General features: G+C 40.4%; 13 protein-coding genes. 5 read left to right on the plus strand and 8 right to left on the minus strand.

The window, feature by feature from the left end; all coding sequences use genetic code 11:
* Positions 1 to 11: 11 nt before the first annotated feature.
* From atpB to HMPREF1115_RS07545, 5 genes are all read right to left on the minus strand, one after another.
* The gene (gene atpB, locus HMPREF1115_RS07525; RefSeq protein ID WP_000392868.1) at positions 12 to 725 is read right to left on the minus strand and encodes a F0F1 ATP synthase subunit A; all 714 of its coding nucleotides are present in this window, start codon (positions 723 to 725) and stop codon (positions 12 to 14) included.
* A gap of 34 nt (positions 726 to 759) precedes the next feature.
* Positions 760 to 960 carry a F0F1 ATP synthase subunit C gene (locus tag HMPREF1115_RS07530; RefSeq protein WP_001054555.1) on the minus strand — a complete coding sequence of 67 codons (201 nt, stop codon included), beginning with the start codon at positions 958 to 960 and terminating at the stop codon, positions 760 to 762.
* 230 nt (positions 961 to 1,190) lie between these two features.
* Positions 1,191 to 1,502, minus strand: coding sequence for a CHY zinc finger protein (locus HMPREF1115_RS07535; protein WP_001070655.1), 312 nt, complete (start codon positions 1,500 to 1,502; stop codon positions 1,191 to 1,193).
* Between the two features lie 14 nt (positions 1,503 to 1,516).
* Positions 1,517 to 2,803: a peptidase U32 family protein gene (locus HMPREF1115_RS07540; RefSeq protein ID WP_000169100.1), complete on the minus strand. Its 1,287-nt coding sequence runs from the start codon at positions 2,801 to 2,803 to the stop codon at positions 1,517 to 1,519.
* Between the two features lie 136 nt (positions 2,804 to 2,939).
* Positions 2,940 to 3,638, minus strand: coding sequence for a GntR family transcriptional regulator (locus tag HMPREF1115_RS07545; RefSeq protein ID WP_000936178.1), 699 nt, complete (start codon positions 3,636 to 3,638; stop codon positions 2,940 to 2,942).
* A gap of 140 nt (positions 3,639 to 3,778) precedes the next feature.
* Here HMPREF1115_RS07545 and guaA point away from each other — a divergent pair, with 140 nt between their 5' ends.
* The 5 genes from guaA (at position 3,779) to HMPREF1115_RS07570 (ending at position 10,109) form a co-directional block, all read left to right on the plus strand.
* Positions 3,779 to 5,341 (plus strand): glutamine-hydrolyzing GMP synthase, encoded by a 1,563-nt coding sequence (gene guaA, locus HMPREF1115_RS07550; RefSeq protein ID WP_000065702.1) that lies wholly within the window; start codon positions 3,779 to 3,781, stop codon positions 5,339 to 5,341.
* Between the two features lie 246 nt (positions 5,342 to 5,587).
* Positions 5,588 to 6,361, plus strand: a complete 774-nt coding sequence (locus tag HMPREF1115_RS07555) for an ABC transporter ATP-binding protein (RefSeq protein WP_000447870.1) — start codon at positions 5,588 to 5,590, stop codon at positions 6,359 to 6,361.
* Positions 6,351 to 8,405, plus strand: a complete 2,055-nt coding sequence (locus tag HMPREF1115_RS07560) for an FtsX-like permease family protein (RefSeq protein WP_000491811.1) — start codon at positions 6,351 to 6,353, stop codon at positions 8,403 to 8,405. The genes HMPREF1115_RS07555 and HMPREF1115_RS07560 overlap by 11 nt, the downstream gene beginning before the upstream one ends.
* 32 nt (positions 8,406 to 8,437) lie before the next feature.
* Positions 8,438 to 9,127 (plus strand): response regulator transcription factor, encoded by a 690-nt coding sequence (locus tag HMPREF1115_RS07565; RefSeq protein WP_000680565.1) that lies wholly within the window; start codon positions 8,438 to 8,440, stop codon positions 9,125 to 9,127.
* Positions 9,111 to 10,109 (plus strand): sensor histidine kinase, encoded by a 999-nt coding sequence (locus tag HMPREF1115_RS07570; RefSeq protein WP_000812626.1) that lies wholly within the window; start codon positions 9,111 to 9,113, stop codon positions 10,107 to 10,109. The genes HMPREF1115_RS07565 and HMPREF1115_RS07570 overlap by 17 nt, the downstream gene beginning before the upstream one ends.
* An 88-nt stretch (positions 10,110 to 10,197) precedes the next feature.
* Here the strand turns inward: HMPREF1115_RS07570 and ffh are convergent, their stop codons facing one another.
* From ffh to tuf, 3 genes are all read right to left on the minus strand, one after another.
* Positions 10,198 to 11,769, minus strand: coding sequence for a signal recognition particle protein (ffh, locus tag HMPREF1115_RS07575; RefSeq protein WP_000863615.1), 1,572 nt, complete (start codon positions 11,767 to 11,769; stop codon positions 10,198 to 10,200).
* An 11-nt stretch (positions 11,770 to 11,780) separates the two neighbouring features.
* Positions 11,781 to 12,113 (minus strand): putative DNA-binding protein, encoded by a 333-nt coding sequence (locus HMPREF1115_RS07580; RefSeq protein WP_000402068.1) that lies wholly within the window; start codon positions 12,111 to 12,113, stop codon positions 11,781 to 11,783.
* A 137-nt stretch (positions 12,114 to 12,250) separates the two neighbouring features.
* Positions 12,251 to 13,447, minus strand: coding sequence for an elongation factor Tu (tuf, locus tag HMPREF1115_RS07585; protein WP_001040720.1), 1,197 nt, complete (start codon positions 13,445 to 13,447; stop codon positions 12,251 to 12,253).
* Positions 13,448 to 13,601 lie beyond the last annotated feature (154 nt).

Below are 13,601 nucleotides of genomic sequence, written 5' to 3' on the forward strand. Positions count from 1 at the left end.
GTTACTCCTTTCTACTCTCCATCATTAATTTTATTTCCTAAATACATAGAAGACAAGACTGTGAATACATAAGCCTGAACACAGGAAATAAACACAGAAAACGCCGTCCAGACAAGATTGGTAACAAATGCGACTGGATACCAATAAAGAGCCTGATGAGAAAGTGTGATTAGCAAACTAGCCATCACTTCTCCGGCAAAGATATTTCCGAATACCCGCAAAGCAAGTGATAGGAAATTCGTGACTTCTTCAAGGAGATTCATCGGTGTCATAAAACCTGGGGTAACAAAGCCTTTCAGATACTTTTTAACACCACGGCGACGAATTCCTTCTATATGGGTCATCAGGATAATTCCAAATGACAAGGCCAAGTCAAATTGAAGATTGGCAGTTGGCGATGTCCAAAGGTTTGTCCCATCTGTAGTTTGAAGTTTTGCCATCAAACCAAGATTGTTTGCGATAACCATAAAAAGAAATAAACACAAGTAAAAGAGTGAGTAATCTTTCATGTACCGTGAGCCTACATTAGGTTCTGTAAATCCGACTACGAAGTCATAGAGATACTCCAGTACATTTTGCTTTCCTTTGGGTTTCACAGTCATATTCCGACTTGCCCAATAGATAAAGCCAAAAATAACGACTACAGACAGCAAGGTCAATACTGTCAAGGTCAAATCAAAGGTAACAGGACCAATATTGATGGTTGGATTGATACTTTCTTCCATCTAGAATCCTCCCTTTTCCATTTTATACTTCTCTTTATTTGATGATAAATGAAAATACGAGAGTTACAAAGAATGTTCCTTCGATAAAGGCAATCCCCATGATCATTAAGCTACGCAATTGTGGAATGATGTCTGGTTGGCGAGCAGCTGATTTGAACAAACCGTTCATCAACATACCTTCTGCAAGGGATACACCCATACAGGCAAGACAAAGACCGAAAAATGTTAAATTCATGATGAATTCTCCTTTTATTTAAAATTTACTTACTTAGTTTAGTCCTAAAATTTTGATTTGTCAACTTTTTACTTACGTTGAAAGCGTTTCAGGTAATATATTTCTATTTTTGCTAATTTTACCCTATTCTATAGAAAGTTTTTCCATTTTAGATTGCGAGTTTTTCTTGATTTTACTATATTTTCTGAAACAAACTGAAAAATCCAAGTTTGAAACTTGGATTTTTCAGTTTATTTAAAATAGTAGGAATAGTGTTGTTTACAACCTGGATTAAATGGAGCACTGCAGTAAGGACAAGCCATCTGTTTTTGGTATTCTTGGAAAGTCATTGTCCTCTTACAAACCCCACATAAAATCGGTCGATCCTCAGAAAGCGCCAAGGGATAGGGCGAAAACACATGCGTTTCTATAGCATTATGGCACTGATAACAAGCATAATATTTTTTACACTCATAGCACTGGAGGGAAACGATGTCCTTTTCGCTATGATAATGAACACATCTTCCTTCATCATCAACTAACAAACCTTGTGCTTGATTCATTCACTTTTCCTTCTCTAGGCACGAACTGTGACGCTGGTTCCATCTTCCTTATAGAGATTGATGAGACCTTCCTTGAGAGCGCGGACCATATCCCCAGCTTGAACAGGTTGTGGAACCTTAATGGTCAAGAGTTCCATTGGATTTGGGGCTCGGTCGATTTTATTGCCCTTGGCATCATGAAGATCTTCGATATAAGTATCAAAATGACGGAAACCTGGTCCATAAAACTCCACTTGGTCGCCTTCGTTGATGACATTCCGTTGACGAATGGTTGCCGTTTGAGTCGCATCATCATACGCTACCACTTCAGCGACAAACTTATATTCAGGAATTTTACGACGAGCGCCAAATAACTGTTCATTTTCTGTAGGTGTACCGTAGTAGAAACCTGTTGCCAATTCACGTTGAGCAACCTTCCACATCTCGTCTACCAAGTCTTGCTTGATGGCTTCAAATTTCTCAGGACTTTCAAGATAAGCATCTACAGCCGCCTTGTAACAGTTGGTCACAGTTGAAACATAGTGGATTGACTTCATGCGGCCTTCAATCTTGAGACTGTCTACACCGTTTTCAATCATATCCGGAATATGGTCAATCATGGACATGTCAACAGCTGACATCGAAAATTCTTCTGGAATTTCACCTTTCAGACTTTTACGTTCTTGACCAAAGGGCATGTCGTAAAGGTCGTATTTCCAACGACAAGACTGAGAACAACCACCACGGTTGGCATCACGCATACTCATGTGGTTTGAGAGCGTACAGCGACCTGAGTAAGAAATACACATAGCTCCATGGACAAAGGCTTCAATTTCTACATCAGTACGTTTGCGAATCTCTGCCAATTCTTCCATTGAAACTTCACGGGCCAAAACCACACGAGTTAGACCAAGTTCTTTCCAGAACTCAAGAGTTTCATAGTTGGTCGCACTGGCTTGGGTTGAAAGGTGGATTTCAAGACCTGGTGCTTCTGTTGCTGCAATCATAATCAAGGCCGGATCTGACACGATAACTGCCGCAATCCCGATGTCACGCAACTTACGGAACCATTCTCCAGCACCAGCTTCGTTTCCTTCGTGCATAACCATGTTAGCAGCCACATAGACCTTGGCACCGTACTTAGCAGCAAACTGCACGCCTTCTTCCATCTGTTCAAAGGTGAAGTTTCCTGCACGGCTACGAAGACCATAGGCCTGCCCACCGATGAAGACTGCGTCCGCACCATATTGAACAGCTACTTTCAGCTTCTCTAAAGTTCCTGCAGGTGATAAAACCTCAGGACGTTTTAATGTTTTTGTCATTTTTTCTCCTATTTGCAATATAAAAGTTTGACGTTTTTCCTTCTCATTTTATAGTAAATAAGCGATAAAATCAAGCCTAGACAGATTGTTTTGACAATTCTAATCTTTTCTAAAACAAAAAACTAGCCTTTCTAGACTAGTTATTTTCAAGATAAAATTCAAAGCGTTCACCAACGTATTGGCTCTTTACATACTCGAAAGCCGTCCCATCTTCAAGATAAGAGACCTGAGTCAAGGCTAAAATGGCATGCCCCTTTTCGACTTCTAGATAGTGAGCAATTTTTTCCTTAGCCAATCTTGCATAAATGGTCTGTTGGGATTTGCCAATCCGATAGCCATGTTGCTGCAAGGTTTGGAAGAAGTGACTGGTGATTTCTTCTTTTTTGAAATCCTTAATAAATTTCTCAGGAATGGATGCGACTTCATAGACTAGTGGAACTTGGTCAGCGTAACGCACCCGTTCCATGCGGATAATATTCTCTGTCGGAGTAATCCCTAGCTTAGCGACCTCTTGCTCATTTGGAATGGTTCTTCTGTAAGAAATGAGTTGGCTAGAAGGGACTTTCCCCTGAGATTTGACAATCTCCGTAAAACTGGTTGTCCCCCGCATTTTTTCTTGGACACGAGTGCTAGAGACAAAGGTTCCACTTCCTACTCGACGCTCCAAAACTCCTTCCTCAACCAAGAGAGAGATAGCCTGGCGTAATGTCATCCGGCTAACTTGAAACTGTTCCGCTAAATCTCGCTCACTTGGAAGTCTCTCACCAATTTTCCAATGATGCTCATCTATATCCTTCTTGATCTGATCGTGGATTTTCATATAAGCTGGTAACATGATTCTCACTTCTTTTCTTTATTTTCTCCATTGTACCGTATTTGCTAAGAAAAAGTCAAACTTTGCCTTGTTTAGTTGGTAATTCGCCCCTATTTGTGATAGAATATTGAAAAAGATATTTCTTTTGAGAAAGGAAAAAGATGAGCAACATTTCAACTGATTTGCAAGATGTCGAAAAAATCATCGTGCTGGACTATGGTAGCCAATACAACCAGCTAATTTCACGCCGTATTCGTGAAATTGGTGTTTTTTCAGAGTTAAAAAGTCATAAAATCTCAGCCGCAGAGGTTCGTGCGATTAACCCTGTAGGGATCATCCTCTCTGGTGGACCAAACTCTGTATACGAAGATGGTTCGTTTGATATTGATCCAGAAATTTTCGAATTGGGTATTCCAATTTTAGGAATCTGCTACGGTATGCAGCTTTTGACTCACAAGCTTGGAGGAAAAGTTGTCCCTGCTAGTGATGCTGGTAACCGAGAGTATGGCCAATCACCACTTACTCATACCACTTCTGCCCTCTTTGAAGGGACTCCTGAAGAACAGATTGTTTTGATGAGCCATGGCGATGCTGTAACAGAGATTCCAGCTGATTTTGTTCGTACTGGTACTTCTGCTGACTGTCCTTATGCAGCTATTGAAAACCCTGAAAAGCACATCTATGGTATCCAATTTCACCCAGAAGTTCGCCATTCTGTATACGGGAATGATATCCTTCGCAACTTTGCCCTTAACATCTGTCAGGCTAAAGGCGACTGGTCAATGGACAACTTCATCGATATGCAGATCAAGAAAATCCGTGAAACTGTAGGTGACAAGCGTGTTCTTCTCGGCCTATCAGGTGGTGTTGACTCTTCTGTTGTTGGAGTTCTTCTCCAAAAAGCAATCGGTGATCAATTGATCTGTATCTTTGTAGACCACGGTCTTCTCCGTAAGGGAGAAGCTGACCAAGTTATGGACATGCTTGGTGGTAAGTTTGGTTTGAATATCGTCAAAGCAGATGCTGCAAAACGCTTCCTTGATAAACTTGCAGGTGTTTCTGACCCTGAACAAAAACGTAAAATCATCGGTAATGAGTTTGTTTATGTCTTCGATGACGAAGCAAGTAAGCTCAAAGATGTAAAATTCCTTGCTCAAGGAACGCTTTACACTGACGTGATTGAGTCTGGTACAGATACTGCTCAAACCATCAAATCACACCACAATGTTGGTGGTCTTCCAGAAGACATGCAATTTGAATTGATTGAACCATTGAACACTCTTTATAAAGACGAAGTCCGTGCCCTCGGTACAGAGCTTGGTATGCCAGACCACATCGTATGGCGTCAACCATTCCCAGGACCAGGACTCGCTATCCGTGTCATGGGTGAAATCACTGAAGAAAAACTAGAAACTGTTCGTGAGTCAGACGCAATCCTTCGTGAAGAAATTGCCAAAGCTGGACTTGACCGTGATATCTGGCAATATTTCACTGTCAACACAGGCGTTCGTTCAGTAGGTGTTATGGGTGACGGTCGTACATATGACTACACCATTGCCATTCGCGCTATCACTTCTATCGATGGTATGACAGCTGACTTTGCCAAAATTCCTTGGGATGTCCTTCAAAAGATTTCTGTACGTATCGTAAACGAAGTAGACCACGTTAACCGTATCGTCTACGATATTACAAGTAAACCACCCGCAACCGTTGAGTGGGAATAGAATTTTCTATAAAATAATAAATAATACTGCTGGAGCATGGACTACAGTAGTATTATTTTTTATAATTTCAATATTAAGAAAATTTCTTGACTCTCAACACCCCTTTTTAAATCCCTGAAACCATGCTATAATATAGTAAGTATAGATCCAATAACCTAATGATAAAGATTTCTTACATCATCCGTAAGTGTTATTCTACTCTGATTCATATTATAATGAAAGTAACAAAAGATGGAGGTGTTTCACATGGAAACCATTTTACGAGTAGAATCATTAAAAAAGCATTATGGAAAAGAGCCCAATGTCACCAAAGCCTTGAACGGCATATCTTTTCAAGTTGTAAAAGGTGAGTTCTTAGGAATTATGGGGAGTAGCGGTTCTGGGAAAACAACCCTTCTTAACTGTCTCGCCACAATCATCAAGCCAACTGACGGCTCTATTCAAATGCAAGAAAAAGATTTAGGTCAGTTAAAAGGGAACCAGTTAGCTGATTATCGTGGCAAGGAAATTGGTTACCTCTTTCAAAATTTTGAGCTTTTGGACAATCTTACAGCCAAAGAAAATATTTTACTCCCCTTGTCTTTACACAAGGTCGATGCCGACGAAAGCAAGGTTCGGTTAGAATTACTTTCCCAATATCTGGATATTTCTGAACTTCTGGATAAGTTCCCTTCTCAATTATCAGGTGGTCAACGGCAAAGGGTAGCTGCTGCGCGCGCCTTAATTTTAGACCCTAAGATTGTATTTGCAGACGAGCCCACAGGGGCTTTGGATTCAAAAAATGCGACCATTTTGATGCAAAAATTATCCGAAATGAATCAAGTGGAAGAAACCACCATTCTCATGGTGACCCACGATTCCGTCGCAGCCAGCTTTTGCAACCGCATCTTGTTTATCCAAGACGGAAAACTATTCCATGAAATCCGTCGCGATTATCCAAGAGAAAGTCAAGAAGACTTCTCCCACAGAATACTAAAGGTCATGGCAGCCCTAGCTGGAGGTGATGGCAATGTTTTCTAAATTAGTCTCAAGAAATAGCAAGAGAGATCGAAAAAATAATGGCTTGTACTTCAGTTCCATGGTTCTTTCTATTATCTCCTTTTACATCATCCTTTCTTTGTCCCATCAAGATGTGATAATCTTTCTAAAACAAATAGAAAGTGACGCTGTAAACAAACTCTTTAGCATGATTCCTATTCTTTATGTAGCAACGCTCTTTATTCTCTTTTTTCTAGTCTACTTCGCAAGCAGTATGCAGATGGAAAGGAGAAAACATGAATTTGGTGTCTATCTCACACTGGGAATGCGAAGAAGCAAACTGTTCTTGCTACTCCTGCTCGAGGATTTGAGAAACAGTGTCCTTGCACTTGGAATAGGCCTTCCAATTTCTATCTTGATTTCAGAACTAATCAGCCTAATAACCGCTAAAATTGTGGGACTAGGGATTATTGAACATCAATTTTCTCTATCTACCACAGCTCTACTCTATACAGTCATCGGCTTCCTAGCAGTAAAATTAGCTGTTTTTGTACTTTTAAGTGCAAAGACGGCCAATATGGAAATCGGAAACCTACTTGCCTATTCACCCTCTGGAATGAAGAAACTACTCCCCAAGGGTGTGTACCTTCTTGCTTCCGTCCTCGGAATTTTACTTCTTGGAACAGCCTATTACATGGGGATTAGTGGACGAGCTTGGGAGAGTGTCATAACAATGGGCATCACCGTTCTCTTAGGAACTCTGGGAACTATCCTACTCTTCTTTGGTATGCGTTTATTTATAGACTTTTTGGTCAAGCTTGGAAACAATCGAAAACTTCATGCCTATAATTTTAGACAGATTCAGGAATTAGTTATCCAGCGCTCAACTATACTGGCCATCTGCTCGCTCTTAATCTTCTCTGCCTTATGCCTCTTTGGAGCAGGTGTTGCCATTGCAAGCGGCAATTCTGGTAATCAGGCTCATGTCTTAGATTATACATTTAGAGATAGCAAGCAGGAATCAGATGAAAATCTTGATGTGAATACAGTTAAAAAAGAGCTTGAAGCAGCAGGACTAGCATCACAGTTCTCAAAGATTCTGCAAATCAAAGTCGGGAAACCAAAAGAAAACGAGTCCGTGGCCTTTGAACAGTTTATCAAGGTATTAAAAGAGCAAAGAGACAGTAAAAACAAGGAAATTTTGCTCCAAAGATTTAAACAGTCTACTACTTCCCACCTCATACCAGTTTCCGAATACAATGAACTTAGAAAAGCTGCCAATCTCCCACCTTTAGAATTAACTAGTAAGGAAGCCTACTTGTATATGGGGAAAGATTTTCTCCCAGATGAGAATCTCGTCAACTCTGTTCTGAAGACGAAGCCTCAAATCAACGTCATGGGAAATGATATAAAATTGATTGGCGCAGTACAGTCTTTACCGATTGTAACCGATCGTGAAATCACCCTCTCTGTGGCCCTCATAGTCCCAGATGAAGTCTTTATGAGCTATACTGACAGTAAATACTCAAACTATGTCAGTGGCATCCTAGCTCCTGAGCTGGTCAAGGAAAAAGGCCTGATGAGAGCTATCTCAGATACCAATGAAAAGCTAAATCAAACCTCTCTTGGTTATGAAAGCTATATACAAAATATGGGAAGACAATTATTTTATATTATCTCTGCCAGCTATATTACCATTTATCTGGCAATCATCTTCCTTGTCGTGGCAAATACAATCATTGGCGTGCAATTTTTGATGGGACAAAGACAATCCTACAGACGATACCAAACCTTAATTCATCTTGGCGCCAACTACGAAACTCTTTGTAAATCGTCAGAAAAACAAATCAACTGGTATTTCGGTCTGACAATAGCCCTTGCACTTATCAGTAGTAGCTTCGGAGTGAGCTCCCTCCTCACAGGAATAGTACCCGCTAGCGCAAGAATGGTCATGGGGCAGAAATTTATCACAGCCATGCTGATAGTACTGCTCTTAGCTGGATTTGAAGTCATCTATATCAGAATTGTAAAGAAAAATAGCAACAAGTACTTATTGTCATTAATGGAACCCAAAAGAGATGAATAAGGTAGAATAAAATAGGAAAAGGAGGAACCGATATGAAGCATATTCTGGTTATTGAAGATGAAGCCTTGATTCGAGATGAAATTATCATCTTGTTAGAGAAAGCGGGTTATCAAGTTGATAAGTTGACTGACTTCAAAGATACGAGCCAACAAGTGCTTCAATACGATACAGATCTAATCATACTGGATTTGAATTTACCAGGAGAAACTGGCTTTCAAATTTGTAAAAATCTCAAGTCAAAACGCTCTGTGCCCATATTGGTTCTCACCTCCCGTGAACAACTAAAAGATGAGATTTACGCCCTGAAATTAGGGGCAGATGAGTATCTAACAAAGCCTTTCAAGAAAGAAAGATTTTTGGCACGTATAGAAAATATCCTGAAACGCTATGAAGGCAGACAAAATCTACTTGAAAAAGATAATTTTCTGCTGGATAAACAAACCTATACCCTTTATATCAACGGACACTCGATTATACTCCCCCAAAATCAAGGGAAATTGTTAGAAACCTTATTGGTTACTAATGCTCCTGTCGTCACAAAAGAAGAACTAAGTATGAAACTATGGAACACAACTGAGTTCATCGATGAAAATGCTCTTCAAGTAAATATTGCAAGGCTCAAAAAGGTGATGAAACAGGCTGGCATTGCCCTTCAAGTCAAGTCCGTCAGAGGTATTGGTTACAAGCTAGAAGAGGTAAGTCCAGATGAAACAGAATCTTAAATATCTAGCTACTTACCTGCCCTGGTTACTTGTTCTTTTAGTATTTGATCTATTCACAGCGATTCTGCTTTGGCTTTCAGACGTGAGGATGTTTCAAGCTCTCATCCTGCTCTATCTTTTAGCTACAGTCCTACTCTTTTTTATCCTATCACTCCTACTTATAAGAAAAGAAAGGAAAAAATCAGCTGCTTATAAAGCCTTCATAGCCAATCCTAAGATAGATACGGAGCTGGAATTATTGCGTTTATCAACTGTCTCAGAGAAAGAAAGCATCGAGGAAATCGCAAATGCGCTCTACCAAAGACAGGCGGAAATAGGAAAGCTCAATTCATTACTAGCCGACTATGAGGACTATGTTGAAAAGTGGGCTCATGAAATCAAACTTCCTCTATCGCTTCTTTCCCTCCTTTTGGACAACCAAAGTGACCAGCTGCCGAAGGATACAGCTTTTAAGTTGGATTATGTAAAAAATCAAATCCAAGGAAATGTATCACAGATACTATTCTATTACAGGGTTAAAAGTGAAAAAAATGATTTTCTATTTGAAGATGTCGACCTCGAAGAGTGTATTCAGGAACTTTTGGAAAACTTTGATCCCTTGCTCAAAGAAAAGAAATTTACGATTAAGGTAGAAAACATACAAGGAATCTGCTACACCGATCAACGCAGTTTTGAATTTATCCTGTCTCAAATACTAGCTAACTCCCTTAAATATAGCTCTGATAAGCCAGAACTCAAGATTTCTATGTCAAAAGACAAGGGACGTACAAGTCTTATTATTAGGGATAATGGCTGCGGAGTTAAAGCTTGTGACTTCCCTCATATCTTTGAGAAAGGTTTTACAGGTGATTCAGGTGAGACAAGGAAAAAATCAACAGGCATGGGTCTCTATCTGGTCAAACAATTAGCAGATGCTTTAAAAATCGAAATCACAGTAAAATCCGAATGGATGCAAGGATTTGAGATTACTCTTTCTATTTAGTAAATGTTTCGATTGGGAAAAGATTACATGATCATGGAAAGCTCTTATTTTATATTAAAAAAGGAAAGCTCTTCTGCTTTCCTTTTTCTTATTTCCTCTTCTTCTTAGCTTTTTTCATTTTGTTGGCCATGCGTTTCATAGACTGTTTCATAGCAAATTCACCGATTTTACCTTTGAGTCCGCCACCAAACATCTGGCTCATATCTGGCATGCCTGCTCCTCCGAGACCTGACATATCCGGCATTCCACCTTGTCCCATCATGCCTTCAAGGGCAGACATATCCATCCCTCCCATATTTGGCATATTTTTTGGAAGGTTATTGGGATTGATTCCCATTTGTTTCATCATCTTGTTCATATCCCCAGACATGACACCTTGCATGAGCTGTTTGGCCTGGTTAAAGTCCTTGATAAATTTATTGACTTCAACAAAGGTATTACCAGAACCTGCAGCGATACGGCGGCGACGACTTGGATTTAACAAATCAGGATTTTCACGCTCCTCAGGTGTCATGGAAGACACAATGGCACGTTTGCGCGCAATTTGGCGCTCATCTACCTTCATATTTTGAAGGGCCGGATTGTTAGCCATACCTGGAATCATCTTAAGTAAGTCTTCCATTGGCCCCATATTTTGCACCTGATCCAATTGATCGATGAAATCATTGAAATCAAAGGTGTTTTCACGCATCTTCTCAGCCATTTCAAGGGCTTTTTGCTCATCGTATTCCTGAGAAGCTTTCTCGATCAAGGTCAGCATATCCCCCATACCAAGGATACGGCTTGACATACGATCTGGGTGGAAGGTTTCGATATCTGTAATCTTTTCACCCGTACCAGTGAACTTAATTGGTTTACCAGTGATATGACGAACAGATAGAGCCGCACCACCACGTGTGTCCCCATCAATCTTGGTAAGGATGACACCAGTTACTTCCAACTGAGCATTGAATTCACGAGCAACATTAGCTGCTTCTTGACCAATCATGGCATCAATGACGAGTAGAATTTCATTTGGTTGAGCCAGTGCTTTAACATCACGAAGCTCATTCATGAGAAGTTCATCGATTTGTAAACGCCCTGCCGTATCAATCAAGACATAGTCGTTGTGATTGGCTTGAGCTTGCGCCAAACCTTGGCGAACAATCTCAACAGCCGGCACTTCTGTTCCAAGTGCAAAAACTGGAACATCAATCTGCTGTCCAAGTGTTTTCAGCTGATCGATGGCTGCTGGACGATAAATATCCGCCGCAATCATCAAAGGACGAGCATTTTCTTCCTTCTTGAGTTTATTAGCCAGCTTACCAGCAAAGGTCGTTTTACCAGCCCCTTGCAAACCGACCATCATGATAATCGTAGGAATTTTAGGTGACTTGATAATCTCTGCCGTATCAGAACCTAAAACGGCTGTCAGTTCCTCATCAACGATTTTGATAATCTGTTGGGCAGGATTGAGGGTTTCAATGACCTCGTGTCCGACTGCACGTTCACGAACCTTCTTGATAAAGTCCTTTACAACAGGCAAAGCAACGTCGGCTTCAAGCAAGGCCAAACGAATCTCTTTGGTTGCTTCTTGGACATCAGCCTCAGATATTTTTCCTTTTTTACGTAAATTTTTAAAGACGTTCTGTAAACGTTCTGTTAAACTTTCAAATGCCATTTTTCTTCCTCTTATTCTCTATTATCAATGCTTGTTAAAACTTCTATCTGCTCCTGCAGAAAGTCATCCTTGGGATAACGCTCCAAGATCTGGTCAAAAATCTGACTGCGGACAATGTAGTCCGAATACATGTGCAGTTTCATCTCATAATCTTCTAGAATTTTTTCCGTCCGCTTGATATTATCATAGACAGCCTGACGACTGACACCGAACTCTTCAGCAATCTCAGCAAGACTATAATCATCAGCATAATAGAGTTCTATATAGTTCATCTGCTTGTCTGTCAAAAGCGCCGCATAAAATTCAAAAAGGGCGTTCATACGATTGGTTTTTTCGATTTCCATAACTTTTATTATACCAAAAAAACGATTATACTGCTAGAGTAGAAGCACTTCAAATAGAAGAAGAAAAAAGAACCTTGCAAGGCAAGATTCTTTTAGTGTCTGACTTAAATAATTGTTCTTCTGGGAACTTAATCGAATTAAGCTTCGATTTCTGTAACCATACCTGAACCAACAGTACGTCCACCCTCACGGATAGAGAATGTAGTACCTTGTTCTACGGCGATTGGGTGGATCAACTCAACGTCGATAGTCACGTTATCACCAGGCATTACCATTTCAGTACCTGCAGGAAGTTCGATTGAACCTGTAACGTCAGTAGTACGGAAGTAGAATTGTGGACGGTAGTTGTTGAAGAATGGAGTATGACGTCCACCTTCTTCTTTAGTAAGGATGTAGACTTCACCTTTAAATTTAGTGTGTGGGTTGATTGAACCTGGTTTAGCGATAACTTGTCCACGTTCGATTTCATCACGTTGAACACCACGAAGAAGGACACCTACGTTATCTCCAGCAAGACCTTCGTCAAGTTGTTTACGGAACATTTCAACACCAGTAACAACTGCTTTTTGAGTTTCTTCTTTGATACCAACGATTTCGATTTCGTCGTTGACACGAACAGTACCACGGTCGATACGTCCTGAAGCAACTGTACCACGTCCAGTGATTGAGAATACGTCTTCGACTGGAAGAAGCAATGGTTTTTCAGTGTCACGTTCTGGTTCTGGGATGTACTCATCAACAGTGTTCATCAATTCCATGATGATGTCTTCGTATTTAGAGTCACCTTCAAGAGCTTTAAGAGCTGAACCTTGGATAACTGGAAGATCGTCACCTGGGAAGTCGTATTCTGACAAGAGGTCACGGATTTCCATTTCAACCAATTCAAGCAATTCTTCGTCGTCTACCAAGTCAATTTTGTTCATGAAGACGATAAGGTGTTTAACACCAACCTGACGTGAAAGAAGGATGTGCTCACGAGTTTGTGGCATTGGTCCGTCAGTTGAAGCTACTACAAGGATAGCTCCGTCCATTTGAGCGGCACCAGTGATCATGTTTTTAACGTAGTCCGCGTGTCCTGGAGCATCGATGTGAGCGTAGTGACGTTTTTCAGTTTCGTACTCAACGTGCGCAGTGTTGATAGTGATACCGCGTTCGCGTTCTTCTGGAGCAGCATCGATAGACGCATAGTCTTTAGGTTGGTTAACTGCTGAAGGCAAGCGACGTGCCAATACAGTTGTGATAGCTGCAGTCAAAGTAGTTTTACCGTGGTCAACGTGTCCGATAGTACCAATGTTAACGTGTGGTTTACTACGATCGTATTTTTCTTTTGCCATTTGAGTAAAAGCCTCCAATAAAATATATTTTATAGATAGACAGTAGGCAATACAGTCTAACTTTCCTTACTATTTTATCAAATTTCTGCTAAATTGCAAGTGTTTTACACATATTTTGTGAATTAATCTAAATCTTATCAAATCCTGTTCTTCT

Source organism: Streptococcus oralis SK610 (genome assembly GCF_000257455.1).
Lineage (GTDB): Bacteria > Bacillota > Bacilli > Lactobacillales > Streptococcaceae > Streptococcus > Streptococcus oralis_CB.

Bases quoted from the DNA above. Each gene is read 5' to 3' on its own strand.
- atpB (WP_000392868.1), bottom strand. From the start codon at position 725: ATGGAAGAAAGTATCAATCCAACCATCAATATTGGTCCTGTTACCTTT.
- HMPREF1115_RS07530 (WP_001054555.1), bottom strand. From the start codon at position 960: ATGAATTTAACATTTTTCGGTCTTTGTCTTGCCTGTATGGGTGTATCC.
- HMPREF1115_RS07535 (WP_001070655.1), bottom strand. From the start codon at position 1,502: ATGAATCAAGCACAAGGTTTGTTAGTTGATGATGAAGGAAGATGTGTT.
- HMPREF1115_RS07540 (WP_000169100.1), bottom strand. From the start codon at position 2,803: ATGACAAAAACATTAAAACGTCCTGAGGTTTTATCACCTGCAGGAACT.
- HMPREF1115_RS07545 (WP_000936178.1), bottom strand. From the start codon at position 3,638: ATGTTACCAGCTTATATGAAAATCCACGATCAGATCAAGAAGGATATA.
- guaA (WP_000065702.1), top strand. From the start codon at position 3,779: ATGAGCAACATTTCAACTGATTTGCAAGATGTCGAAAAAATCATCGTG.
- HMPREF1115_RS07555 (WP_000447870.1), top strand. From the start codon at position 5,588: ATGGAAACCATTTTACGAGTAGAATCATTAAAAAAGCATTATGGAAAA.
- HMPREF1115_RS07560 (WP_000491811.1), top strand. From the start codon at position 6,351: ATGTTTTCTAAATTAGTCTCAAGAAATAGCAAGAGAGATCGAAAAAAT.
- HMPREF1115_RS07565 (WP_000680565.1), top strand. From the start codon at position 8,438: ATGAAGCATATTCTGGTTATTGAAGATGAAGCCTTGATTCGAGATGAA.
- HMPREF1115_RS07570 (WP_000812626.1), top strand. From the start codon at position 9,111: ATGAAACAGAATCTTAAATATCTAGCTACTTACCTGCCCTGGTTACTT.
- ffh (WP_000863615.1), bottom strand. From the start codon at position 11,769: ATGGCATTTGAAAGTTTAACAGAACGTTTACAGAACGTCTTTAAAAAT.
- HMPREF1115_RS07580 (WP_000402068.1), bottom strand. From the start codon at position 12,113: ATGGAAATCGAAAAAACCAATCGTATGAACGCCCTTTTTGAATTTTAT.
- tuf (WP_001040720.1), bottom strand. From the start codon at position 13,447: ATGGCAAAAGAAAAATACGATCGTAGTAAACCACACGTTAACATTGGT.